The sequence below is a fragment of the Natronoflexus pectinivorans genome (assembly GCF_004345615.1).
Classification (GTDB): domain Bacteria; phylum Bacteroidota; class Bacteroidia; order Bacteroidales; family Marinilabiliaceae; genus Natronoflexus; species Natronoflexus pectinivorans.
Window position 1 is genome coordinate 867,514 of sequence record NZ_SLWK01000001.1, and the last position, 24,556, is coordinate 892,069.

The following is a 24,556-nucleotide window of genomic DNA, read 5'->3' on the forward strand; positions in this document are numbered from 1 at the left end:
AAAGTTTATCGGTTCATTACAGCATAAATGCTTTCCTTTGCATTTATGGCAGAATTGATTTTGAACCCGTTGCAGGTATCATGGGGTGTGTGGTTGATAACACTTGCCTGTGCATTTATCATTGGCTTTTCCAAAAGCGGTTTAAAGGGAATCGGGATGGTGACAATTCCGGTTTTGGCAATCATGTATGGAGGGATGTTTTCTGCCGGTATTTTGTTGCCTTTTCTGGTTTTTGGAGATCTGTTTGCAGTTCGGTTTTACCGCAAAAACATGAGTTGGTCTCATGTAAAAAGGCTTATGCCTTTTGCATTGGCAGGAATTTTACTGGCTGTACTGGTAGGAAAGATGATCAGCGATGATCTTTTCCGTAATTTGATGGCCGTTCTGGTCATCAGTTGTCTTGCATTGATCGTTTTCTTTGATTTTTCCGGTAAAAAGCCGGATTTTTCAAAATCCGGCTTTCTTTCAGGGTTCACCGGCTTGTCCGGAGGATTTGCCACCATGATTGGCAATGCGGCCGGGCCCATTTTCGATCTCTATCTTCTTTCCATGCGTTTGCCCAAAAACAGTTTCATCGGAACAGGAGCTATTTTCTTTCTTACCTTAAACATCATTAAAGTGCCGCTCCATTTTTTTGTTTGGGAATCAATTACTTTGGCCTCTCTTCAGATGAACTTTGTAATGGTTCCGGCAGTGTTTATTGGTGCTTTGGCAGGCAGAAAGGTGGTGAGTTATATTCCTGAAAAAGGCTTCCGTATTATCGTAATTGTAATTATTGCACTCTCATCGATACTCTTATTGCTCCGATAACATGCATCTTTGCAAAGATATTTGTATTTTTACCCTTCATTTACAACTTTATAATACCACTTATCATGACTGGCGAAATTGATTGGGGTAATTTATCTTTTACCTTTACCAAAACGGACTATAATGTTCGATGTTACTACCGAGACGGTAAATGGGGAGAGCTTGAGACCAGCTCCTCCGAAATGATTAGCATGCACATGGCTGCGACATGTCTCCACTACGGACAGGAAGCTTTTGAAGGATTAAAAGCTTTTCGCGGCAAGGACGGGAAAATCAGGATTTTCCGTCTGGAAGATAATGCAAAAAGAATGGCATCATCAGCCGATGGCATCATGATGGCGCGCGTTCCTGATGAAATATTTATTGAGGCAGTCAAAAAAGTGGTCAGTCTTAACAAACGTTTTGTTCCTCCTATGGAGTCAGGCGCATCGCTATACATCAGGCCATTGCTGATTGGAACCGGACCTAAAGTTGGCGTATCTCCTGCCGACGAATACCTTTTCATGGTTTTTGTTACGCCTGTAGGCCCTTACTTTAAAGAAGGGTTTAAACCCACCAACCTGATGATTACCCGCAAATATGACCGTGCTGCACCTAATGGTACCGGAAGCATCAAAGTGGGAGGTAATTATGCAGCAAGTCTGGTTTCAGGTAACCTTGCCAAAGAGAAAGGTTACTCAGCGGTGCTCTATCTCGACAGTAAAGAGAAAAAGTACATTGACGAATGCGGCCCGGCCAACTTTTTTGGAATCAAGAACAATACGTATATAACACCTGAATCCAAATCAGTACTTCCTTCCATAACAAATAAGAGTTTAATTGCTCTGGCTGAGGATCTGGGACTTAAAACCGAGCGTCGTCCGGTTCCATATGAGGAATTAGAAACATTTGAGGAAGTGGGAGCCTGTGGAACTGCTGCCGTTATCAGCCCAGTGGCTAAGATTGACGATCTGGATAACGGAAAATCCTATGTTTATAGCAAGGATGGCAACCCGGGTCCGATTTCGGTAAAACTATATAACAAACTACGAGCCATTCAGTATGGTGAAGAACCTGATAAATTTGGCTGGATAACATTGATTGAGGAGTAATAATAGAGTCAGTAGACATTGACGGGATTATATAGGCCATGCTTGTATAGTCCCGTTATTTTTTAGAAGGAATGATGATGGTAAATTGACTCCCTTTTTGCAGCTCGCTTTTTGCCGAAATTTGTCCCCCGTGTCTTTCTGTAAACTCTTTGCAAAGTAGCAAACCAAGACCAGTACCTTGTTCTCCTGCAGTTCCCTCTGATGTGAATTTTTTTGAAGTGTCAAAAAGCTCCGAAAGGGTTTTCGTATCCATCCCAACTCCATTATCTGAGACGGTGATGGATTCAAAAACTCCCTGTTTTATTGATGATACTTTGATGATGCCGTTTTGATTTGTAAACTTGATGGCATTGGAAATCAGGTTCCGAAGGATGGTTTTTAGCATAAAAATATCTGCAAAAACCTCTGTTTTTGCATTCACTTCATTGTAAAAAGTAATTGCTTTTGCGTTTCTGCCCGCTTCGGTAATGTCAGCTATTTCATCAATTAAGCCTTTAAGGTCAATTATTTCTGGTTCGAATGGAAAACCTGATGATTGTGCCCTGGTATAGGTCAACAGATCCCCCAGCAGGTCATAAACGTTTTTTGATGAATTGTACACCAGTTTAATATACTCTTCTGTTTTATCTACATCGTAACTTCTTAAGTTTTCTGATAAAACATAAAGAAAGCCCAGAATTGAATTAAACGGAGCTTTTAAATCATGAGCCAGAATGGAAAGAAACCGATCTTTACTTGTGTTTACTCTGTCTAATTCTTCGTTGGTTGCAGTAAGTTCTTCGTTTGCATTCTCAAGTTCCCGCTTCTCTTTTATCAATTCTCTTTGTAAGTCTGAGATTTCCCGGTTTAGATTCAGCATAATTTCATTCTGACGAATCAATTGCTGCGCATCTATACCTCCGATAATAAGTATCTGTTTACCTTTACGAAAAACATCAGCCAGTATTGAGTTATTTAGTCCGTGACTGTTGCCTACTGTAATATACCCGGAAAATAGTGGTGATTCTTCAGCATTTAAGGAGAGAATGGTGTCAAAAGAAGGATTTAGAAGGCTTTCCGTAGGATTATTATCCTTTATAAGTTGTTTAAAGTTGCTGTTTGCATAAAGCAACTCCTTTTCAGTTGAAAATAGTGCGAGGAAAACAGAGGAGCTTTTCGAAAGCGACTCAGCCAACTCTTCTGTCCAGTTGGATAATGTATTGTGTAACTCCCTGTTTAGCATTTCCTGTGTCTATAATTTGTATTTTAAGGCCACATGGAACATCCATGAATAATCATCCGCCTGTGTGTCAATATTCCTTAACATGGATGTTTCATAATTATTGAATCAGCGGTTAATTACCATTTTTGGGATCTGTGAGGGAAGATAAATGGGGAATATTCACAATCATCCAATTATATAAAGGCAAGACTTCTTCAAAACTTTTCTCTGTAAGTTCTTTTTTTAATACGGTAACCCAGCAATTTAATTGAGCTGCCCAGTAGTTTTCTTTAAATCCGCGACTTCGGTATGCCCTGAAAACCCATAACAGAGTGTTCACCAGAACTTCAGAATTGAAGTTCTGGAGTTGAGCGGAGATAAATCTTGCATGGTTGGCATGATTGTCCTTCATCATCTCCAGATTTTCTTTTCCAACTAATTCAGAAATGTCTGATCTTGATAACAATAACCGGGAAACTTCAGATGAAAGCCGATCTGAAAGGTTATAATACTCAACGGCAGCAGAAGGCGCTGCCTGTTTTAGTTTTCGCGCAGAGTTTTGCAGATATTCTTTATTCATTTCTTAATTAATATTTTCAATAAACTGACGGGTGTGCTCAAGGTCGGGTTGAAAATATACAAAATCGTATTTTTTCAGCATCTCATCGCCTCCATGACTGAAGGCTTGTCCGCCTGTTAAGACAGGCAAACCGGGTAATTCTTCTTTAATTTTTTGAAGCAGGTTCTCCAAAACAGGTAAATGCATGTATATACTTAATGAAACGGCAATCAAGTCAGGTTTGTTCTTTTTTGCAAAACTGATCAACTCCGTTGTTGGTGTATTGGCTCCCAGAAAGAACGTTCTCCAGCCATTGCATTCAAATAAATCACTAATCATTCTGATGCCTATTTGATGAAGTTCCTTTTCTACACTGGTAATGATGACTGTCTTTTTCTTATCATTTTTCACCTTAATTGATGCATACAGGTCATTTAGCAAAGATTCGGTTATAGATGAAGCCAAATGCTCTGTGGCCACACTGATGCGGTTCATTTCCCAGAGTTCGCCAACATCATACAGTGCCCGTTTAAACATCGCTTCGTAAATTACGAAGCGATTAATCCCTGCGTCGGTCAGTTGTGTCACAATCATCTTGCACTCTTCGCGATTCCCCGATAACAGAGCCGATAAAAACCCTGGATACAGATCATCCGTTAATCGATTTTGCATCATCTCATCCTCCTATAAAAAATTCCTTCATTTAAACCGACATATGCTTGAATTACAAATTACTAATTTTTGGTTGATTTGCAACATGTGGCACGCTTTTTTGTTAAAATGGCAGACGTTGTTTTGTACGTAATAATTTTTGTTTTGATACGCAGAGAGTTTTTTATTTAAAATTAACTTTTCTGCAATGAGTTGATATTTAGGTTTTTGATTGCAAATCAAATGCCGGATGGCTTTTTGATTATAAATCATTGATTTATAATCCTTCAAAATGAACTAATTTTGCACCCACTTTTAGAAAAAAACTTATGCAAAAACTTAGAAATATTGCCATTATTGCCCACGTTGATCATGGCAAAACCACGCTGGTTGACAAGATGTTGCTGGCTGGGAAATTGTTTAAAGAGCATCAGCATGTTGGCGAATTAATAATGGACAGTAACGATTTGGAGCGGGAGAGAGGAATTACCATTTTGTCCAAAAATGTTTCGGTACGTTGGAAAGATTACAAAATCAATATTATAGATACACCCGGTCACTCCGATTTTGGGGGAGAGGTTGAAAGGGTTTTGAACATGGCCGATGGCGTTCTCTTACTGGTAGATGCTTTTGAAGGGCCCATGCCACAAACGCGATTTGTATTACAAAAGGCACTTGGATTGGGACTTAAGCCCATTGTTGTGATTAACAAAGTAGATAAGCCTAACTGTCGCCCCGAGGAGGTTCAGGAGATGGTATTTGACTTGATGTTCAACCTTGAAGCCACCGAGAATCAACTTGATTTCATCACCGTTTACGGTTCGGCAAGGGACAATTGGATGTCTGACGATTGGAAAGAGCAAAAGCAGGACATCAGCGTGCTGATGGATGCCATCATCGAACACATCCCTGCTCCGATAGAAAATAAGGGAACTCCACAAATGCTGATCACTTCGTTGGATTATTCCGCCTACAAAGGGCGAATTGCCATTGGAAGGGTACACAGAGGGGTTCTTAAAGCCGGAATGGACATTGCTCTGGTTGGTCGTAAAGGAGATGTTCATAAAACACGCATCAAGGAGTTAAATGTTTTTAGTGGATTGGGTAGTGAAAAGGCCGATGAGGTTGTGGCCGGAGAAATTTGTTCCATCATCGGACTTGACCGTTTTGATATTGGAGATTCCATTTGTGATCTGGAGAAACCTGAACCGTTGGATCCCATCGCCATCGACGAGCCCACTATGAGTATGCTGTTTACCATCAACAACTCTCCATTTTTTGGAAAAGAGGGTAAATACGTTACTTCACGCCACATAAAAGATCGTTTGGATAAAGAGCTGGAGAAAAACCTGGCTCTGCGTGTAGAGCCCACAGATTCGGCCGATGCCTGGAATGTTTACGGAAGGGGAGTTTTGCACTTGTCAGTGCTTATTGAAACCATGCGCCGCGAAGGTTACGAATTGCAGGTGGGTCAGCCAAGAGTTATTATAAAAGAGATTGCTGGTGAAAAAAATGAGCCGATTGAAGAGCTGACCATTGATTTGCCGGATGAATTTTCAGGGAGAGCCATTGAGATGGTTTCCAATCGCAAAGGTGAATTGCGTACCATGGAACGTAAAGGTGACAGGGTTCATTTGGAGTTCATAGTTCCCTCGCGTGGTATCATCGGATTGAGAAATAATTTATTAACGGCCACAGCCGGAGAGGCTGTCATGGCTCACAGGTTTATTGAATTTCAGCCCTGGAAAGGTCAAATTGAAAAGCGTCAGAATGGTTCGCTCATTTGCCACGAAACGGGTACAGCCTTTGCTTATGCCATTGACAAACTTCAGGATAGAGGCCGGTTCTTTGTTTTTCCTCAGGAAGAAGTTTACATGGGTCAGGTAATAGGAGAGAACAATCGTGACGGAGACCTCACCGTGAATGTTACCAAAAACAAAAAACTGACCAATATGCGTGCCTCAGGTGCCGATGATAAAACAAGAATTGCACCACCCATTATTTTTAGTCTCGAAGAGGCTTTGGAGTACATTCAGGCAGATGAATATGTTGAAGTTACTCCAAAATCAATCCGCCTAAGAAAGATTTTATTGCAGGAACATGAACGTAAACGCAAATAGAATAAGAATTTAAAGAGGAAATAACTTCTGAGAAATGGTTCACGAAAGTGAACCATTGTTTTTTTGGCATTTCAGAGATCATCCTCTCATTATAAATCCTCATGATGTAATATACGGAAACGAGTATATCCATAGGGAGTGACCTGTTTCCTGTGAAAATTGTCGACTCTTGCCATTGGTGGCCCCTGGTAACACGACTCCAAAAATTCACGTAACTGACCAACATCACCTTCAGCATCTATTTCAACCTGGCCGCCGGGAAGATTTTTGACATACCCTTTTATGCCGTAACGTGTAGCTTTGTTATTAACAAAATATCGATAGCCCACACCCTGTACTCTGCCATCTACCAGAACTTTTACTCTTTGCATTTTTTTATCAAAGTTAAGAAATACTCAACTGTTTGTGAAGATAAATCATTAAGTCAGGCTCATTTTCAGGAGACATTAAAAAATCACACCTAAAATTTCTATATTCGCTCATAAATTGAAGATTTAATCATGGACAAACGTTTTCTGCACATTGTGAGTTTTACAGTTCCCTGGCCTCCCGACTACGGAGGAGCTATGGATGTGTTTTATAAGGTAAAAGCACTATCAGAACGTGGTGTTAAGGTCATTCTTCACTGTTTTACATATAGTCGCAAGCAAGCTGCGGAGTTGGAAAAATACTGCCATGAAGTTTGTTATTATAAAAGAGAAACGGGTGTTTTCAGGCAATTTTCAAGAGTGCCATATATTGTGAAGAGCCGCAAAAACGAAAAGCTTATAAGCCGGTTAAGGGAGGACAATCATCCGATTTTGTTGGAGGGGACTCACACCACAGCCGTTTTGCAGTTTCCCGAACTGCAAAACCGTGACATCTGGATTCGGATGCACAATGTGGAAACCGATTATTACCGATCGTTGTGCCGAACTGAAAAGAGTTTTTTCAAAAGGCTCTTTTTCAAACTCGAAACTCTCCGGTTAAAAGCATGGGAAAAAGGTCCTTTTAAGGTGAAAGGTATCATACCCATATCCGAGGGAGATGCTGATTTTTTCAAAAAAGTGCATGAGAACGTTCACTTAATAACGGCATTTCATGGTGAAACTGAAGTAAAATCACAAACGGGTATCGGAAAATATGTGTTGTACCATGGCGACTTATCAGTGGCCGAAAATCATTGTTCGGCACTTTTTGTCCTGCGCATCTGTTCCGAAGCCGGTGTACCGTTAATCATTGCCGGAAAAAACCCTTCACGGGCACTCGCTAGAAAAGTTCTGGAGGTTGAAACCTGTCAACTTATAAGGAATGTGGATGCTGCTGAGATGGAGCAACTGATCAGTAATGCCGCAGCCATTCTTTTGCCTGCATACCAAACCACCGGTTTGCGTTTGAAATTATTGGTCTCGTTGTTTCGGGGACGTCATTGTATCGCTTCTCCTCAAATGGTTGAAAACACACATCTGGAGCCGCTTTGTGAAGTGGTTTCAAAGGATGCAGAGTGGATTGCTGCCATTCAGAAATCAATTTCCACTGCCTTTTCTCAGTATGAAGTTGATAAAAGGAATCAACTATTGATTCCTTTTATGGATGCAGCCAATGCAGACCGAATGATTCAGTTGATTTTTGGTACTCATTAAATAACACTTAAAGACTTACCGATTTTTATAAAAGCCTCAATGGCTTTGTTCAGCTGCTCCCTGGTGTGTGCTGCCGAGAGTTGAATTCTTATTCGGGCCTGACCTTTGGGAACCACAGGATAGTAAAATCCGGTAACGTAAATTCCTTCTATGAGTAGCTCAGCGGCAAATTGCTGTGACAGTTTGGCATCGTATAACATCAGAGCAATAATGGCCGAGTTGGTTGGTTTAATATCAAATCCGGCCTTAACTATTTTTTCTTTAAAATAGACAGCATTTTCCATTACTTTATCGCGCAGAGAGGTGTCATGCTCAAGCATATTAAACACCTCCAGCGAAGCGCCTGCAATGACTGGCGCCAGTGAGTTGCTGAAAAGATAAGGACGAGATTTCTGACGCAACATTTCAATGATCTCCTTTTTGCCGGTGGTGTAACCGCCCATGGCTCCGCCAAGGGCTTTGCCAAGCGTACCAGTAAGAATATCAACTCTGTCCATAACATTGTGATATTCGGGGGTGCCTCGTCCGGTTTTACCAATAAAACCCGATGCATGACTGTCGTCCACCATTACCATTGCGTCGTATTTTTCGGCCAAATCACAAATGATATTGAGAGGAGCAATGTCGCCATCCATGGAGAATACCCCGTCGGTAACAATAATGCGGAAGCGCTGTGATTGTGATTTTTTCAGTTGCTCTTCCAGGTCGTTCATGTTGGCATGTTTGTACCGATAACGTGCCGCTTTGCATAAACGCACTCCATCGATGATGCTGGCATGATTCAGTTCGTCTGATATGATAGCATCCTCTTCGGTTAATAGAGGTTCAAAAACGCCCCCGTTGGCATCAAAACAGGCCGCATAAAGAATGGTGTCTTCCATTTTAAAAAAGGAGGCAATTTTCTCTTCCAGTTTTTTATGGAGATCCTGAGTTCCACAAATAAAGCGTACCGATGACATTCCATATCCGTGAGATTGGAGAGTTTTAACGGCTGCCTCCACCACTTTTGGGTGTGATGAAAGACCCAGGTAATTATTGGCACATAAGTTCAAAACTGTGTTTCCGTTTTGAACTGAAATCTCCGCTCCCTGGGGAGATGTTATGATCCGTTCCGTTTTGTAGAGTCCTGATGATTTGATGGATTCAATTTCTTCAATGATATGATTCCTGATGTTTCCGTACATATGGCATCAATTTTTAAGTCGCAATTAGTTGTTAAGGACAAGATACCAATAATCCGGGCATAATAAAATGCCGGATATCATAAAATAGAAAGTCTTTTAAATGTTACAAAATAGGGAAGGAGAATTACTATACCGAACTGTGTTCCTTTTCAGAAGGCCGATATACATATACCACGCCATAATGGCTGCATATTTCTCGTCGTTCATCGGGAGAAAGGTTTTCATTTTTGGCTTCCACTTCATTCCAAACAGTGGTGATTAGTTTATCAGCCTGTTCACGGTAATCGTTTACCTTATCAAGAAGTTTATGTGAAGTTGCCAAAAGATCCTTATGAATGTTGTAATATTCCAGAAACTTTTCAAATTTTACACGAACCATTGCCAATGAGGGGTTGTAGATTCGTGTGGCACCCGCGGCCATTCTGTCTTCTTCTCCTTTTATGAGACTCTTTCCCCACTGCAACAGTTGTTGTTCCGTTCCAATTTCAGGCACTGATTTCTCGTCAACAGCCAGGCCGTAATAGGTTCTTGCTTCAGGCTTTATTTCTCCTCTGGCTATGCATAAGTTGACCACCTGGAAAAAGTGCGAAACATATAGTCGTGCAGATTTATAATGCTCTCCAAGTTGTTTTCCTGTATTGGCTTGCCGTTCCCGATTGTATTGATATTGATTTAAAACTTGTTCAAAATGAGGGAGGAATGCTTTAAGTTCTAAAAGCAGTTTTTGAGAAAAGGCCAGATCAATGGGATTTAAGGAGTTCCCCTTTTTTACTGCAGACTTAAGTGCCCTAAGTCTAGCCTGATCGGTATTTGGTAAACGTCTGTATGGCATAGTTCCCGCAATTTGAATCAATTTTACCCCCTGTTTTTTTGATGATGAAAAATGTTCCGGCATTTCACAAAAGGTGAAAATAGATAAAAGTTATAATAATTGCAAATTATTAAGCCGCTGATTATCAAATTGTACTAAGTAAACAAAATATAGATTTAATTGACATTCAGATTTGTATGAAATATAAAAATCCCCAATGCCTAATGGCACTGGGGATTAGTAATTATTTTATGCTATGTTTTTTACAGATATATTCCTTCTCCAACACCAATTGGAATACCGAGCCAGTACCACACAAACAGCAATACAACCCACATAATGAACAATACGACTGCATAAGGAATCAGTAAGGATATAATAGTACCTATACCTATGTTTTTATCATACTTTCTAACCCAGCCGATAAGCAGGGGGAAGTAGATATAAAGCGGACTGATGCAATTGGTGATGGAATCGCCCACGCGGTACATCAGCTGAATGAATGCCGGACTGTATCCCAATTGCGCGAGCATTGGGATAAAGATGGGTGCAAAAATGGCCCATTTGGCCGAGCCGCTTCCAATAAAAATATTGAGAAATGCCACCAACATCATGAACAAAGTAAACATAAACGGGCCGGTGAGACCGGAAGATTGCAGAAATTCCGCACCATTAATGGCCAATATGGTATCCAGTCGACTCCAGCTGAAAAGATTTATAAACTGAGCCACAACCAGCATCAGAACAATATAGCCCGACAAATCTTTCATACCCTGTTCCATGAACTTCAGTAAATCGTCGGGTTTTTTAATGGAGCCGGTTATTTTCCCATACACATATCCCGGAATGGCAAAAAAGAAGAACAAAATGGGAACCAATCCGCGCAGAAAAGGGGATGGAACAATGCCGCCGGACTCTTGATTCCGGAGAGGAGCTCCGTCGGGAATTACCAGCAATGCAATAAGTGTAATAAAGATCAGCACCGAAAGTCCAGCATAAAGCATTCCCTTTTTTTCTTTTGTGGTTAGTTTTGGGGTTTCTTTAAAGGCTTCAATGCCTTCATCGCCAATGGCAAAGTTTTTACATTTTGGTATGGTGAATTTGGAGACTATAAACGCACCACCCAGACCGAGCATCACCGTACTGGCTATCATAAAGTACCAGTTGGCAGTGGCACTCACTTCAATATCGGGATCAATTCCGGCGGCCACTTCTGTTGAAATACCGGCCAACAATACATCGGTGCCGGCAATGAAAAAATTGGCCGTAAATCCGGCGGTGGCACCTGCATAACCGGCAATTAGCCCGGCAATGGGATGCAGTCCCATCTGCATAAATATGAGTGCTGCAATGGGGGGAACAATAACTACACCTGCATCGGAACCAATGTTGCCGCAGGCACCAATTATGAAAATAAAGGGAAGCACCACTTTGCGGGGAACGGCAAATGCCATGGTTCGCAGAACGATGGTCAGCAATCCGCTGCGTTCGGCCACCGAAACACCCATCAGCATGACTAAAACCAGTCCGAAGGGTGCAAAATGGGCAAAGTTGGTGACCATCTCTTCTAAAAAGCGGCGCAAGCCTTCGCCGGAAACCAGGTTTTTGGCAAAAACTTCTTCCCCGGTTCCGGGGTCGGTGGCACTGAGGCCAAATAATGCCGCCACAGCACTGGTTGCAATAATTATGATGGTGATCCATACGAACATCCAGAATGGATGAGGGAGTTTGTTTCCCAGCTGTTCAACCCATTTTAGCAGTCCGCTGCTTTTGGTTGTTGAGGCAGTTTCCTTTGTCATAATTGATAACAGGGTGTTATTTCGCAATTAACAAAGGCGTAAAAATGGTAAAAAAAATGAAGAATGGAAATGATAATAGATCAAATGGAGTAGTTTTTTTGAGGTTAGAATGAAAGAGCCGCGTTTTTTATTAAATGAGTCTGACTTGATATAAAACAGTTTACGGTTTTATTATTCCATTTTTGTTTGTCTCAACTTTTGGGTTCAATGGATTTGATGGTTCATTGTTGTTTATTACTACAACAGGGGTGGGCAGATTGAAACCGTTTGCAATTAATGCGAGTACAACATCATCCATCACCTTTGACCGGATGCTGTGATGCAAAGACCGGTTGGTCGTTTTAAATGTATCAACCCAAAACATCACCCTTATATTTATGGTGGTTGTAGCCAGTTCATTGATCGTGATGGCGGGCTTTTTAGAGCCTTTTAAAACTCCATCTACATTGTTTACTGTTTCAAGAATTAACTTTATGGCTTCCGTGGGTTTGTTTTGATAAGTGATTCCGATCATAAATTCGTATCGCAAAAAACCATCAATGGTGTAATTAAACAATGGGTTTTTTAGAATTATGGCGTTAGGTATAAAAACATCCTTGCCATCAGGTGTTTTTATTAGCGTTTCACGAATGTTTATATCTTTCACAAACCCTTCAATGCTGTTTATTTCAATTAAATCATCTATTCTAAATGGACTCTTAAAGGCAAGGATAATTCCTGCCAAAAAATTTTCTCCAATGTCTTTCAATGCAAACCCAATGACAAAGGTTAACAATCCCGCTCCGGCCAAAATTTTGTTGGTAAAAGCATTGAGACCCAATAAATAAAGGGTTATAAAAATCACTACTGTTTTCAGAACAAAGCTGATAATTTGCGATATAAATGATGCAGTAATATGGTTAGGTGATTTTCTAACTAAGCGCCGTCTAACTTTATTTTTTATAAAATTGGTTATCACGAACCCTGCAATAAAAAATAGCAGGATAAATGCATAATTAAGGTAGTTTGTTTTAAAATATTCTATCACATTGTGATAGAATTCAACGGTTTGTTCCATGTTGAATCAATCATTAAATAAATTTTCGCGCGGCAATTTGTACCGGATCCCAAACGGTAGAAAATGGTGGGGCGTAAGCCAAATCAAGGTCCACCAATTGTTGTACGGTAAATCCTGCCGTAATGGCTGTTGCAATGGTGTCGATGCGCTTGGCTGCACCTTGGTATCCAATAATTTGTCCGCCTAAAATCCGCTTGGTGGCTTGGTCAACTAAAAGCTTCACCGTGATTTTTTCGGATCCGGGATAGTAGCCTGCCGGTGAAGATGAAGTGATTGTTTCCACCTGATAATCAAGTTTCAATTTTATTGCTTCTTTTTCGGATATGCCCGTACATGAAATTTCGAGACCGTTAAATTTTGTGATGGCAGTACCCAAAACGCCGGGAAACCGGGCACTGCCACCACTGATGTTAATTCCCGCAACCAGCCCATGCTTGTTGGCAACAGTACCCAAAGCAATGTGAACCTGTTTTTGGGTAATTAGGTGAAAGGATTCGGCGCAATCGCCTGCTGCCCAAATATTGGGCGCAGAAGTTTCAAGCCGCTGGTTGACGCAAATGGCGTTATTGGCACCTAATTTTATGCCGGCTTGTGCTGCCAGTTCAGAATTGGGTTTTACGCCCATACCAAGAATGACAATGTCGGCAGGGATGGATTGTTTGTCGGTTATTACCGTTTTTACACTACCATCGGGATTCTTTTCAAACTTCACTAGTTTCTCTTCTAATAAAACCTTTACCTGCTGTTCCGTCATGTAGTCAAAAATAAGGTCGGCCATATCCTTATCGAAAGTAGCCATTAATTGTGGAGCCATATCGATTAGGGTAACTTCCATTGATCGATCGAGAAAAGCTTCAGCCATCTCAATGCCAATGTATCCTCCACCTACCACCACTGCTTTGGTCGGTTTTTTCTCATTAACGAAATTAAAAACATCAATTCCGCTTTGAAGCGTTGAGAGAGTAAATATTCCACCGGCATCAACATTTTCCATTTCGGGTACAATTGGTGAGGCGCCTGTGGCTATAAGCAGATCATCCCACGGTTCCCAAAAAACGTTCTCTTCATCGAGACTTTTAACCTTTACGCGCTTGCTGATGGGATCAATTTCAATCACCTCATGACGAGTGCGTACATCAATATATTGTTTTTGCCTGAAGACTTCGGGTTTACGGGCAATCAGTTGTTCCTCAGATTCAATTTGCCCACCTATGTAATAGGGCATTCCACAAGCAGAGTAGGAGGTATGAATGCCTCGCTCAAAGACTACAATCTCACATTCAGGTTGCTCACGCCTCACTTTGGAGGCTGCTGTCATACCAGCAGCATCTCCACCTATTACAATCAATTTATTGTTCTGCATTTGGTAAGTTTTTATGTTTTAAAGTTTTATATCGGTCTTTCATGTTTTTCAGGTCATGTTTTTCTGAAAATGAATTTTTAGCGGCATTCATAATCATTTTAGCATGGAGGTTAATGAGTTTTTGTTGATTTTTATTTCTTGTAAAAGTGCTTATGGTTAGCATTGCCTCCATTAACCGTATAAGCACTGCCGGACTACCTTCACCATATTGCCTGATTTGGTTAAAAGCTGTGTTCAGCATACCGGAAAAAGTATGGGTATCGGCAACAATTCTTAATTTACCCTGGGAGTCGTAACGGTATGGTGAGGGGAACTCTGCGCCAGCCAGGTAACACATGATGGATGTCAAGTTGTCAATGCAGGCAATGGCAGTATAGGGGTCGTTCACTCCGGGCGATAGGGCTCTTGCAGCTACTTCAACCATCTGATGAATTGAGAACTCCGCATCCTGTAAAGGGGTGCGGACTTTTCCAAGTATGAAATCATTTTGAATCTTTTCATGCAAATTTTTGCTGCACTCTTCATTGCAAAAAACCTCGCAAAGGACCATTCCCTGAGTGAGAAAGTTTCCGGGTCGGAAACGCAAAACAATGACACAGTCATTGTTTACAGCAAGATTCATCAGGCCTTGTCCGTCAATAGATTGCAAATAGCCGCTTTTGCTGTTGGTGATTTTTTGCTTATAAGCATATTCTGTTTTCAGGGCGTTTATGTCGGGAATTGCATTTTCTTCTTCAAGGCCAATTTCATCAGGAAAGAGCTTTTTGATACTCTTTGACATGGATTCTGAAATATCGGAGATCACCTTATCGGATTGGATACTCATGGAAACATGATGAATAAAAACGACCAGCAGGATAATACCAATCATAGCCGATACCAGCGCGACCAGAACAGAAATGGCCGGAACAAAATTAAAGTCGGTGCTATCTTTTATAGAAGTTAAAACAATTAGGCAATAGACAAAAGAAGAGACATAGGTTCCTAAAACAACCTGATTTAGTTTGTCGTACATAAAATTTCTAACCAAACGGGAGCCCAATTGAGAGGATGCCAAAGTGAGCACCACCAACGTAATGGAAAAAACAGTACCTGCCACGCCAATCATGGCTCCGCCTATGATGACTAGTATGCTGCGAGCAGAATCAATACTTGCAGGCAAAAGGTATTTTAAAACACCATCCGGAGTGTAGGACGTTTGGCTATCGAGATAAATTAAACCCATGGCCGAGCCACTTGCAAGCATAAGCATCATGACAGGAATAAACCAAAAACTTGAATTGAGATCTTCCCATAAGTACTGAAATTTCTTCATATTCTTCTATTTTTTGAATTCATCCTTATCTCTTTGTCCTAGTAAAAAGCCGATGGGTCTTAGCTTAGATTGGTTGAGCGAAATGATTTTAACCATTGCAATAATTGGAACAAACAATATCATTCCGGCTAAACCCCAAATTATTCCTCCCACAACTATAGTGACAATGATGACCAGTGGATTTATTTCGACTTCTTTCCCGAGAATTAGTGGTTCGAGTACATAGCTCTCAATTAGTTGAATAACAATAACTATAGAAGAGAAGATTAAAATCTTTTGCAGACTGTCGAAATAGATAAAGGAAAACAAAATTGGTAGCAAACCGCTTAGTAAAGGGCCAAAATATGGAATGATGGTTATTACTGCACCGAATAAAGTAAACAGTAATGCATAAGGAAGTCCGAAGAGTATAAAAGTGATGAAAAACATGATTCCCAAAAGTATCATCACTTTCGCCCGACCCCATAAATAGTGAAATGCGACATGACTGATCTTGCTGAGAGTCTCTTTAGTAGAGCTCTCTTGTTCCTGTGAAACATACATCATCAGGAAATCAAATATCTTCTTTCTGTACAATAGTAGTAAAAACAGATAAATCAATACCAAAAAGAAACTAAAGACAGTACTTAATACATTTCCGAAAAAGTTGGTTACGAAAGGTTCAATTTTCTCGATGATCTGTCCCGATCTTTCCTCAAGGATCTCATCCTGCTGGCTTAGAGATATATTGGTTATGGCTTCAATTCTGTTTTGGCCGCTTTTGATTAAAGACATTACTTTGTCTTCCATCGACGGCATATCGGATACAAATAAATTGATTTGAGTTATAAACAAGAAAAGAATGCCTCCGAAAATGATAAATACAACCAGAGTACTTAATAATGCGGCGATGGTACGATTTAACTTTATTTTTTCGAGGAATTTGCAGAGGGGAACCATCAGGAATGCGAAGAAAATCCCAAATATAAATGGGATTAAAAACGGAGCGCCCAAATAGAGAAAAACTACAATGAGCAAGAAGAATATTAAGATTCTATTGGTCTTTTTTAGTTGATTCATGTTACATAAGTATTAAATTTCACTGGTGTCCGATTAAAATATTTGACCATATTGACAATCGTTTATTCGTGAGGTATTTATTAATTTTTGCTATTAATGGGGGCTTACTTCCGCCTCAAGGAATTTCCGTTAATAAAATCAAGTTTATTGTCGTTAAAAAATCCGGGTTGTTTGAGCGTAGCGAGTTTCCCGGATTTTAGACAATAAGATTGATTTTTAGGAAATTACTTGCAGCGGCGGCATTTTTTGCTTACTTTTTTTTGCTGTAGAAAAAAAGTAAGAGCCCGTGCGGCTTGAGCACTTAAATAATATGGAATTATTTTCCCGGACAATAATGATTAAATTTATAAAACTCTAATAATCTATTGATTTAAAGAATAAGTTTTGTTTTTATGCGATTTTGTATTTCTCCTGAGGTTTTAAAGACCTTATGTTTAATAATTTAATTTTGGTAGAAATATTTGCAACTAAAGTCAACCTTATTAAAGATAAAACGAACATGTTTTTTTAAACACTCCGATTTAGTTCACGCCCGGGTTAGAGGCAAACGGGTTGATTTTGATATTGCTGATTTATGCGTTGAATACTTATAACCCGACACTCTCAAACCAAAACAGCAAAAGAACAATCAGGGTAACTGCCGGTACCACTGCCGCCCAATCGTTTACCTTTAGTAAGCGCGGCAAGGTTATATCTCCAAAATCGCCTTTTTTCAGGATGCCATTTTTTAATTTGGAGTAAGTTACTGCAAAAATCCAGGTACCCAGAACAATGCCTGCCATTCCGCCAACAATTGCATCTAAATAACCGTTGCCAATGGCACCGGCAATGGTGCCGGGGCAATAGCCCAAAATGGCAAAGCCAACGCCAAAAATAAGAGCACCAATCACGTTCTTGCCCACTGAGCCGCTCTTAATGGAAAGCTTAATCCATCCCATGGATTTCATAAAATAAATTCCAATCATCCCTGTTGCCACTGCCGAAAGCATTATTTTCAACACTGTAAAATCGGTGAGTAGCAATTGCCCTACAATCACATCATATTTGGTTGCACCGCCTTTGTGGAGAAGAAAGCCGAACAGGATGCCAAAACCCAAACCAAAAAACAAGGGTCTTCTATCCGGATCTTCCTTGATGTGTGGTTCAATATTTTTATTTTTCATAGATATAAAAGTTTGTTGAGTTTTTAAATGTCAGAAATACAGATGTGTGCAAACCTGTTTTCTGTGGTCTAATCTCGCTATGCGAGGCTTCGCTGAGCTTAGCATCTCATGATCTAATCCCGATTTTAGAGGGATTAGATCTATTGTAGTTAAAAGTTAATGATCACACCCAAGTTAGCAAAATGCAACATGGCAAAGTTGTAAACAGCTTTTACATCTTTACCTCCTTCTACTAATCTGTATGCTACCTTTAACATCAAACGCTCATTAATTTGTCTTTTCCCTCCCAGATATAAGTCAAAAGTTCTTCTGGAGCTATTGGCCAAACCATCTCCTTCAAAATAAAGAATCCAATTGTTTAAGTTGTATCCAGCATATAAATGCCATAAAGGCATAAACCCAAAATTTGCCTTTTTCTCTATGGTGTTAGATTCCGATAAACGAATTTTTGCATCCCGGACTTCTGCAGTTAAGCCAATGCCAACGATCCATTTATCAGAGCTGTAAAAGTCTCTGCGATATGTCGCTCTATAACTGTTAAATTTATAGCGTGCATTTATAATTTGTTCCTCAAGAAATGTTGTGTTCTGAAACCTGATATCAAATGGTGCTGCACCCTCATAATCTACACTTAGAGGTGCATACAGTAAAAATATGTGGTTTTTATCCCTGAAGCTATAACCGAGTTTTAAGTTATAGTACATCACAGGTGTCTGTATTTGAAAATCTTTATACAAATCAAAGGGAGTTCCTTCTTCGTTAGGAATTTGAGCCTTGTTATAGGTTTGTCCAGCCAATCCGCCGGATACATCCAGGCTAAACTGGCCATATGTATAAAAAAGCAGCCCAGAAAAGATTATTGTCAGGAATAGTTTTTTCATTTTTTTTGATTTGCTAAATATTCAATAGAGTTACTTTTTCTTCATTTATCTCGACCCAAAAGGGAGTGAGAAAACCAATTTGTTCCTTTAGTTTCAATTTTAATATGCAAAAACATGAAATATTAAATGGGCAGTTATAATGCCTCCAATAAAAAAAAATATGGCCGAAACCCAGCTTGAAACAGCAAGTTGCAGTGTGCCACTGATGCCGTGTCCGCTGGTGCATCCACCGGCAAAACGTGCGCCGAAGCCGAGAATAACTCCTCCGGTCAAAGCGACAATTACCCTAAGGATTGCGCTATCGCCAAAAGCTGAAGCCCAAAGTGATGGTACCCACACACCAACCTGAAGATCGCCTGAGATAATTGCCGATAAAAACGCCCCTGCCACTACACCCATCACCAGCATCCACTGCCAGTTGAGGTTAAGTTTTATTTTTTTGTAGTAGGGCCTTCGTTTTGCTTTGCCTCCGGTAATTAAATTCTCAATCAAACCACCGGCTCTGGCAAATGTGGTGGAAGTGGCAATGGGTTTGCCCGAAATTAAAAAACTGAGCCAGCTCAATAACCCAATGCCTATGCCAACGGCATAGGGCGACCAGCGGGCATCTGTAAAAACGGAAGCAATTGTTTCCATAATTTACTGATTAAAATGCATTTTTACTTCTTCAATTCGAGAATAATACCTTGAACCGTGAGGGTTTTGACAAACGGCACAGCGTTTGGCATAACCGGCAGCACTATAACCTGACATGCCTCCGGCAACATTGTAGAGGTTTTTAAAACCATGCTGACTTAGAATGCTTACCCCCAAACTACTGCGATTCCCCGAACTGCAAATCGTAATTATCGTATCGTCCTTATTGAGATCGATATGCCGTTCACGTAAATCAGCCACCGGGATGTTAACGGCTTTCTCTATATGGCTGTCCTCAAACTCCTGTTTCGCTCTTACATCAAGCAAAACGAACTTTTCAGAACCTGTCACCATTTCATGCAAATCTTCAGCTGAAATTTGTGTTACCTGGTTGGTTTTATAACCATTGGTTACCCAGGCGGACATGCCACCATCCAGATAACCCACAACACGATCCTGACCAACTCGCCTAAGCCAAACATTTGTTTCATCGGCTTCTTTAAAACTGTCTGATACCACCAGCAAGTCCTTGTCAATTGGCAGTACCCAACCTGCAAAAGTGGGCAGGTTGCCATTGAAGTCCAGGCTCCACGAACCATGAATGTGCTGACTGCCAAAAGCCAGGTAGCTGCGGGTATCTACCACAGCAACATTTTCATTTTCAATCATCTCTTTGAAAGTCTTTGCGTTAAGCTCTTTCATACGGGGAAGTTGCGAAATAAGCGCAGGCCCTTTGCGATTGATCTCGTTGCACCGGCTAAAGTGATCGGGCGCAGGGGGCATGTAATCGGTAAGTGATTTGATGAATTCAGTCTTATCCTTGATTTGCAATGCGGCGTTGTATTTCTTTTCGTACCCGATGGTTGATCGCCACTTGGCACCCATTGCCCGTCCGCAAAGAGAGCCGGCACCATGTGCAGGCAGTACTTCACAAAAGTCGGGAAGCTTTAAAATCTTATCGAACAGGCTGTGGTATAGCTTTCCGGAAAGCTCTTGGGCTATATCGGGGAATATGTCGGGACGCCCCACATCGCCAACAAACAGGGTATCGCCCACAAAAGTGCAAACAGGCTCGTCGCCTCGGGCTCTATCCACAACTACAAAGCACAGATGATCAGGTGAGTGTCCGGGGGTTTCCAGCACTTTGATATCAATGTCTTCAATCTCTATGGTGTCGCCCTCGCTTAACGCCACATGATCGAAAGTGCATTCTGCCATTTTGGCCACATAGATTTTTGCGCCGGTTTTTTCTGCAAGGTCCATGTGTCCGGAAATAAAATCGGCATGCATATGAGTTTGCAGAATATGGGTGATTACAACACCCAGTTCGCGTGCCTCTTTAATGTAAACATCAATGTCGCGTTGCGGGTCAATAACGGCACATGCATCTGATCCTGCCAGGATGTATGAACTGTGGGCAATCTTGTTGATGAAATAGTGTTTTATCAGCATGGTGTTGTTTTTAGTTGGTAAAATCAAATTCATTATTTTCAGGGAAAATAGTTCCCTATATTTAAGTGCTCAAGCCGCACGGGCTTTTACTTTTTTTCAACAGCAAAAAAAAGTAAACAAAAAATGCCGCCGCTGCAGGAAAAAGACTAAAAATCAATATTGTTTTAACCTCATTATCATAATTGAAACAAATTGTATTCGGTTGAACTCGTCATAAGCTGTTTACGCACTAAAGAATCAAATTACAATGATGACTCGTTTCTAAAAACCATGAACTCGCTTCGCTCAAACAACATGGTTTTCTTAACGAAAACAACATTGATTTTTTTAACGCCTTTTTCCTGAGGCGGAATGGAAGTTCAATATTTTCAGAAAAATTTTATCTTTAAAAAAATTGCATAATTCGGATTTTTTAAAAGGTTTTACCGCGCAGATATAAATTAAATCATAAAGAAATAGAACAGTAAGACTGTAATGGTTAGGAACAGGATGGTCATTCCGCTGCCTGCCTTGATATAGTCGGCATTGCGATATCCACCCGATGACATCAGGAACGCATTAACCTGATGTGTGGGTAAGATAAATGAGTTTGCGGCACAAACGGCTGCCATCAGCACCAATGGCCTGGGGTCAATTCCGGCAATGTCTGCCATGCCCATTACCAAGGGGGCCAAGACTACAATTGCTCCTACGTTGGACATAAACAGTGAAAAAACCGTTGACAACACACCAACCATCAACACGATGAAAACAGGGTGTAAATCAATCACTACCCTCATGATGGATTCGGCAAGAAACATGGCAGCGCCGGTTTTTTGCATGGCCACGCCCAATGGAATCAATCCCGCCAGCAGAAAAACCACTTTCCATTCAATGGCCTCGTAAGCTTCGCCGATATTCAATACACGGGTTAAAATCATACAAAGAGCCCCGGTAAGAAATGCCATGGAAATGGGAAAACCTACCATAGCCAGGGTAATGGCAAATAAAAAGCAGCCTATTGCCGGCCAGGTTTTTGACTTGTCTTTTTTAGGCACTTCAAATTCGGTGAGTACAACAAAGTCACTGCTCTCTTTCAAATCCTTTATTTTGTCCCACCTGCCGTAAACTATCAGGGTATCACCCGGGCGTATTTCCACATCAGAAAAATCAGCTTCCACTCTTTCCCCATTGTTGAATAGGATGACCGGCTCTACAGCGTAGCGTTTTCTCAGGGAGTACTCTCTTAAACATTTCCTGCAAAGTTCTGATCCCGGGGGAATAATTATCTCGGCAAAACCGCTGACATTGGGGTTAAAATCATCAGAGAAATAGGGAGACTCAGAGATTACCTCTATCTGAAAGTCTTTTGCAAATTGCTCAATTTTCTCCGCAGAGCCCAAAATGGCAAGGGTTTGTCCATCCTCAAATTTGGTTTTACGCCAAGGGGCGTAAACCACATCGTCTTCCTTTCCCATGCCTAAGAGGTTAACATGGTAAGTTTGCCATAAACCAGCCTCTTCCGTTGTTTTTCCAATCAATGAGCTTTCACGGGTGACGGTTAGCAATTTGATGTTTTCTGGTAATTTAAGTCTCTCCACCAGCTTTTCCTGCTCTGTTTTTCCTGATTCCCCAACATTCTTTTTGGGTAAAATTTTGCTCCCAAACAGCAAAAAATAACCTACACCCGACAACAGCAGCACAAGGCCAACAGGAGTTACGCTAAAGAGGTTGTAGGATTCATGGCCTTCATTCAGTAATAGGTCATTAATCAGAATGAGCGGGCCCGAGCCAACCATCGTAAGGGTTCCCCCCAGTATGGCTGCAAACCCTATGGGCATGATGAGTGATGATGCAGGAATCTTGGTGCGGCGTGATACCTGCAATATTCCGGGCAAAAAAAGCGCAGCTGCACCAATGTTTTGAATTAATCCCGACAGTAATCCTGTTGAAATAGATAGTAATCCAACTAAATTTCGTTTTCGGGTGCCAGCCTTTTTGATTATAAATTTTGAAAATCCATCCATAATTCCGGTGCGGGCAATGCCCCGCCCCAGAATCATCACGCTCAGCATGGCAATTACGGCATTACTGGAAAACCCGGAGAACATCTCCTGCGGGATTAATATTCCGGTCCAGCCTAACGCCAGCATGCAGCCTATGGCAACAATGTCGATGCGAACGACATCGAGTACCAGCATAATTACTGTTACACTAAGGATTAACAAAACTGTTATAATACCTGAATCCATTTTTTTAGTTGAGTTCAGAGGGTTTATGTTCAAACCATTCCGTATGTCTTTGTTAATATCTCTGTTTTTATCGTTAATGATTTTGTATTTATTCCGGCACCCATACCGAAACGGAACCACCTTGACAACGAAACTCTCCCCATCCATCCTTATTAGTAGTTATGGAACCCTCTATATGTTTCGTAATATCAACATAAGTTGTGTCAGGCGAACCTGTTTCCATGTACTTAACTCCCTCATCCCCATTACTGATTAAAACAGCCATTCCGCGTTGGTTATCTTTTTTCCCCATTCTTGTCCAGCCAATACAGTTAGGATGATCGAAATAGTAGGTATTTCTAACTCAGCCAGACTTTTGGAATTTTCTGCCAATTGTTTCCACAATTTCCCATCAGCAGGAGTATAAAAGTGGAAATATTGCATCATTACACCATTTGAAAGAGGCATATTTCTTTATTATTGGTATGTATTTAATTTTCAAGTCCTTATTCAGTTCTTACCAACTCATTACTCCTTTTTCTGGAGGAGCAGCTTTATCTGCTTCCGCTTTGCGTTTTGCACTTATTGATTTATTCTTCTTTTGCACAGATTTTTCTGTTCTCTCTGTCCCCTTGGCTTTTTCGTCCAACAAACCATTGGTTTGTTGCACATGTTCAAGTGGACTGGCAATATATTGCCAATCTTCTCCCATTTCCGGACTTTTACCTTCGTTCCAAGGACCCTTGAAATCTTTGCCATTTGACATGTTGAAATATTTGTTGCTAAATCGTGGGTCGCTTTGTAAAATTCCTGGAGGAAAGTTTGGCTGAATGCTGTTTAAAGCTGCTTCAAACATTTGAAAGTGTGCAACCTCTCTGGTCATTAAAAAACGTAAAGATTCCAGGACTAAAGGATCATCGGTGAATTTCATGAGGTTCTGATAAACCATTTTCGCACTGGTTTCTGCTCCTATATTTAAACGAAGATCAGCTGTTAAATCTCCCATGCCCATTATGTAAGTTGCACTCCATGGATTGCCAACACTATCGGTAAGTGTAGGTGTTCCACCGCTAACAACAAAGAAATGGGGATTTGTCATGGCTTCGTGTATATAATTTTCCTTTGCCGGTTTCCCATCTAACATTTTGGTTAAATCAGATTCGTCCGCAGCATTTTTTAATTCACCGTTTACGCCGGTTAATAACATTTGAACAGTTGCACCTACAATCTCGAGGTGACTAAACTCTTCGGTAGCAATATCCATGAGCATGTCATATACGTCAGGATTTGATTTTCTGCAACCAAAAGCCTGAACAAAATATTGCATGGCTGCTTTGAGTTCTCCATTAGGCCCTCCAAATTGTTCAAGGAGTAATTTTGCAAAACGTACATCGGGTTTAGAAACCCTTGCGTTGAACTGAAGTTCTTTAACATGATGAAACATAGTTGTAATTTTTAGCAATTGAGCAAGATTTGTTTATATAGCACAATCAAAATTATTGAGGATTATCGACTATTGCGTTACATAATTTCCTGGAAGAGTTGTATAATTCACACATCCCTCATTGAATT

The 24,556-nt window shown here is 40.7% G+C and carries 22 protein-coding genes; 4 read left to right on the plus strand and 18 right to left on the minus strand.

Features of this window, described 5'->3' with window-relative positions:
- Nucleotides 1–45: 45 nt before the first annotated feature.
- Entirely contained in the window at nucleotides 46–810 is a 765-nt protein-coding gene (locus EV194_RS03310; RefSeq protein WP_132432049.1) for a sulfite exporter TauE/SafE family protein, read from the plus strand.
- Nucleotides 811–875: 65 nt separating this feature from the next.
- Complete coding sequence (locus EV194_RS03315; protein ID WP_132432051.1) at nucleotides 876–1,901, plus strand: branched-chain amino acid aminotransferase; 1,026 nt, start codon at nucleotides 876–878, stop codon at nucleotides 1,899–1,901.
- A gap of 55 nt (nucleotides 1,902–1,956) precedes the next feature.
- Here the strand turns inward: EV194_RS03315 and EV194_RS03320 are convergent, their stop codons facing one another.
- From EV194_RS03320 to EV194_RS03330, 3 genes are all read right to left on the minus strand, one after another.
- Nucleotides 1,957–3,123, minus strand: a complete 1,167-nt coding sequence (locus EV194_RS03320) for a sensor histidine kinase (protein ID WP_132432053.1) — start codon at nucleotides 3,121–3,123, stop codon at nucleotides 1,957–1,959.
- A 112-nt stretch (nucleotides 3,124–3,235) separates the two neighbouring features.
- Nucleotides 3,236–3,682 (minus strand): hypothetical protein, encoded by a 447-nt coding sequence (locus EV194_RS03325; RefSeq protein ID WP_132432055.1) that lies wholly within the window; start codon nucleotides 3,680–3,682, stop codon nucleotides 3,236–3,238.
- A gap of 3 nt (nucleotides 3,683–3,685) precedes the next feature.
- Nucleotides 3,686–4,336 (minus strand): cobalamin B12-binding domain-containing protein, encoded by a 651-nt coding sequence (locus tag EV194_RS03330; RefSeq protein ID WP_132432057.1) that lies wholly within the window; start codon nucleotides 4,334–4,336, stop codon nucleotides 3,686–3,688.
- Between the two features lie 305 nt (nucleotides 4,337–4,641).
- Between EV194_RS03330 and typA the strand changes: the two genes are divergently transcribed.
- Nucleotides 4,642–6,432 carry a translational GTPase TypA gene (gene typA / locus EV194_RS03335; protein ID WP_132432059.1) on the plus strand — a complete coding sequence of 597 codons (1,791 nt, stop codon included), beginning with the start codon at nucleotides 4,642–4,644 and terminating at the stop codon, nucleotides 6,430–6,432.
- Between the two features lie 89 nt (nucleotides 6,433–6,521).
- On the opposite strand, the gene EV194_RS03340 is transcribed toward typA, so the two are convergent.
- Entirely contained in the window at nucleotides 6,522–6,803 is a 282-nt protein-coding gene (locus EV194_RS03340) for an acylphosphatase (RefSeq protein WP_132432061.1), read from the minus strand.
- A gap of 129 nt (nucleotides 6,804–6,932) precedes the next feature.
- Here EV194_RS03340 and EV194_RS03345 point away from each other — a divergent pair, with 129 nt between their 5' ends.
- The gene (locus EV194_RS03345; RefSeq protein WP_132432063.1) at nucleotides 6,933–8,054 is read left to right on the plus strand and encodes a glycosyltransferase family protein; all 1,122 of its coding nucleotides are present in this window, start codon (nucleotides 6,933–6,935) and stop codon (nucleotides 8,052–8,054) included.
- Here the strand turns inward: EV194_RS03345 and kbl are convergent.
- The 14 genes from kbl to EV194_RS03415 all read right to left on the minus strand — a co-directional run bounded on the left by kbl (nucleotide 8,051) and on the right by EV194_RS03415 (nucleotide 24,428).
- Nucleotides 8,051–9,238 carry a glycine C-acetyltransferase gene (gene kbl, locus EV194_RS03350; RefSeq protein WP_132432065.1) on the minus strand — a complete coding sequence of 396 codons (1,188 nt, stop codon included), beginning with the start codon at nucleotides 9,236–9,238 and terminating at the stop codon, nucleotides 8,051–8,053. The genes EV194_RS03345 and kbl overlap by 4 nt on opposite strands.
- 127 nt (nucleotides 9,239–9,365) lie before the next feature.
- Nucleotides 9,366–10,070 carry a hypothetical protein gene (locus EV194_RS03355; RefSeq protein ID WP_132432067.1) on the minus strand — a complete coding sequence of 235 codons (705 nt, stop codon included), beginning with the start codon at nucleotides 10,068–10,070 and terminating at the stop codon, nucleotides 9,366–9,368.
- Between the two features lie 242 nt (nucleotides 10,071–10,312).
- Nucleotides 10,313–11,848, minus strand: a complete 1,536-nt coding sequence (locus EV194_RS03360; RefSeq protein WP_132432069.1) for an AbgT family transporter — start codon at nucleotides 11,846–11,848, stop codon at nucleotides 10,313–10,315.
- Between the two features lie 160 nt (nucleotides 11,849–12,008).
- On the minus strand, nucleotides 12,009–12,692 hold the full coding sequence (locus EV194_RS03365) for a mechanosensitive ion channel family protein (protein WP_207915879.1): 684 nt from the start codon (nucleotides 12,690–12,692) through the stop codon (nucleotides 12,009–12,011).
- A 226-nt stretch (nucleotides 12,693–12,918) separates the two neighbouring features.
- On the minus strand, nucleotides 12,919–14,268 hold the full coding sequence (locus tag EV194_RS03370) for a CoA-disulfide reductase (RefSeq protein ID WP_132432073.1): 1,350 nt from the start codon (nucleotides 14,266–14,268) through the stop codon (nucleotides 12,919–12,921).
- On the minus strand, nucleotides 14,255–15,583 hold the full coding sequence (locus tag EV194_RS03375; protein ID WP_132432075.1) for a DUF2254 domain-containing protein: 1,329 nt from the start codon (nucleotides 15,581–15,583) through the stop codon (nucleotides 14,255–14,257). The genes EV194_RS03370 and EV194_RS03375 overlap by 14 nt, the downstream gene beginning before the upstream one ends.
- A gap of 6 nt (nucleotides 15,584–15,589) precedes the next feature.
- Nucleotides 15,590–16,642: an AI-2E family transporter gene (locus EV194_RS03380; protein ID WP_132432077.1), complete on the minus strand. Its 1,053-nt coding sequence runs from the start codon at nucleotides 16,640–16,642 to the stop codon at nucleotides 15,590–15,592.
- Nucleotides 16,643–17,229: 587 nt separating this feature from the next.
- Nucleotides 17,230–17,805, minus strand: a complete 576-nt coding sequence (locus tag EV194_RS03385) for a YeeE/YedE thiosulfate transporter family protein (protein WP_132432079.1) — start codon at nucleotides 17,803–17,805, stop codon at nucleotides 17,230–17,232.
- A gap of 149 nt (nucleotides 17,806–17,954) precedes the next feature.
- Nucleotides 17,955–18,686, minus strand: coding sequence for a hypothetical protein (locus EV194_RS03390; RefSeq protein WP_132432081.1), 732 nt, complete (start codon nucleotides 18,684–18,686; stop codon nucleotides 17,955–17,957).
- 99 nt (nucleotides 18,687–18,785) lie between these two features.
- Nucleotides 18,786–19,322: a YeeE/YedE thiosulfate transporter family protein gene (locus EV194_RS03395; protein WP_132432083.1), complete on the minus strand. Its 537-nt coding sequence runs from the start codon at nucleotides 19,320–19,322 to the stop codon at nucleotides 18,786–18,788.
- 3 nt (nucleotides 19,323–19,325) lie between these two features.
- A complete protein-coding gene (locus tag EV194_RS03400; RefSeq protein WP_207915881.1) occupies nucleotides 19,326–20,807 on the minus strand; it encodes an MBL fold metallo-hydrolase in 1,482 nt (493 codons plus the stop codon).
- A gap of 407 nt (nucleotides 20,808–21,214) precedes the next feature.
- On the minus strand, nucleotides 21,215–23,005 hold the full coding sequence (locus EV194_RS03405; protein ID WP_132432085.1) for an SLC13 family permease: 1,791 nt from the start codon (nucleotides 23,003–23,005) through the stop codon (nucleotides 21,215–21,217).
- Between the two features lie 88 nt (nucleotides 23,006–23,093).
- Nucleotides 23,094–23,270: a hypothetical protein gene (locus EV194_RS03410; protein ID WP_207915883.1), complete on the minus strand. Its 177-nt coding sequence runs from the start codon at nucleotides 23,268–23,270 to the stop codon at nucleotides 23,094–23,096.
- A gap of 231 nt (nucleotides 23,271–23,501) precedes the next feature.
- On the minus strand, nucleotides 23,502–24,428 hold the full coding sequence (locus tag EV194_RS03415) for a manganese catalase family protein (protein WP_132432089.1): 927 nt from the start codon (nucleotides 24,426–24,428) through the stop codon (nucleotides 23,502–23,504).
- Between the last annotated feature and the right edge of the window lie 128 nt (nucleotides 24,429–24,556).

Bases quoted from the DNA above. Each gene is read 5' to 3' on its own strand.
- EV194_RS03355 (WP_132432067.1), bottom strand. From the start codon at position 10,070: ATGCCATACAGACGTTTACCAAATACCGATCAGGCTAGACTTAGGGCA.
- EV194_RS03330 (WP_132432057.1), bottom strand. From the start codon at position 4,336: ATGATGCAAAATCGATTAACGGATGATCTGTATCCAGGGTTTTTATCG.
- EV194_RS03385 (WP_132432079.1), bottom strand. From the start codon at position 17,805: ATGAAAAATAAAAATATTGAACCACACATCAAGGAAGATCCGGATAGA.
- EV194_RS03340 (WP_132432061.1), bottom strand. From the start codon at position 6,803: ATGCAAAGAGTAAAAGTTCTGGTAGATGGCAGAGTACAGGGTGTGGGC.
- EV194_RS03410 (WP_207915883.1), bottom strand. From the start codon at position 23,270: ATGGCTGTTTTAATCAGTAATGGGGATGAGGGAGTTAAGTACATGGAA.
- EV194_RS03315 (WP_132432051.1), top strand. From the start codon at position 876: ATGACTGGCGAAATTGATTGGGGTAATTTATCTTTTACCTTTACCAAA.
- EV194_RS03320 (WP_132432053.1), bottom strand. From the start codon at position 3,123: ATGCTAAACAGGGAGTTACACAATACATTATCCAACTGGACAGAAGAG.
- EV194_RS03345 (WP_132432063.1), top strand. From the start codon at position 6,933: ATGGACAAACGTTTTCTGCACATTGTGAGTTTTACAGTTCCCTGGCCT.
- EV194_RS03310 (WP_132432049.1), top strand. From the start codon at position 46: ATGGCAGAATTGATTTTGAACCCGTTGCAGGTATCATGGGGTGTGTGG.
- EV194_RS03390 (WP_132432081.1), bottom strand. From the start codon at position 18,686: ATGAAAAAACTATTCCTGACAATAATCTTTTCTGGGCTGCTTTTTTAT.
- EV194_RS03405 (WP_132432085.1), bottom strand. From the start codon at position 23,005: ATGGATTCAGGTATTATAACAGTTTTGTTAATCCTTAGTGTAACAGTA.
- EV194_RS03370 (WP_132432073.1), bottom strand. From the start codon at position 14,268: ATGCAGAACAATAAATTGATTGTAATAGGTGGAGATGCTGCTGGTATG.
- EV194_RS03395 (WP_132432083.1), bottom strand. From the start codon at position 19,322: ATGGAAACAATTGCTTCCGTTTTTACAGATGCCCGCTGGTCGCCCTAT.
- EV194_RS03380 (WP_132432077.1), bottom strand. From the start codon at position 16,642: ATGAATCAACTAAAAAAGACCAATAGAATCTTAATATTCTTCTTGCTC.
- EV194_RS03360 (WP_132432069.1), bottom strand. From the start codon at position 11,848: ATGACAAAGGAAACTGCCTCAACAACCAAAAGCAGCGGACTGCTAAAA.
- EV194_RS03415 (WP_132432089.1), bottom strand. From the start codon at position 24,428: ATGTTTCATCATGTTAAAGAACTTCAGTTCAACGCAAGGGTTTCTAAA.
- EV194_RS03325 (WP_132432055.1), bottom strand. From the start codon at position 3,682: ATGAATAAAGAATATCTGCAAAACTCTGCGCGAAAACTAAAACAGGCA.
- kbl (WP_132432065.1), bottom strand. From the start codon at position 9,238: ATGTACGGAAACATCAGGAATCATATCATTGAAGAAATTGAATCCATC.
- typA (WP_132432059.1), top strand. From the start codon at position 4,642: ATGCAAAAACTTAGAAATATTGCCATTATTGCCCACGTTGATCATGGC.
- EV194_RS03400 (WP_207915881.1), bottom strand. From the start codon at position 20,807: ATGAATTTGATTTTACCAACTAAAAACAACACCATGCTGATAAAACAC.
- EV194_RS03375 (WP_132432075.1), bottom strand. From the start codon at position 15,583: ATGAAGAAATTTCAGTACTTATGGGAAGATCTCAATTCAAGTTTTTGG.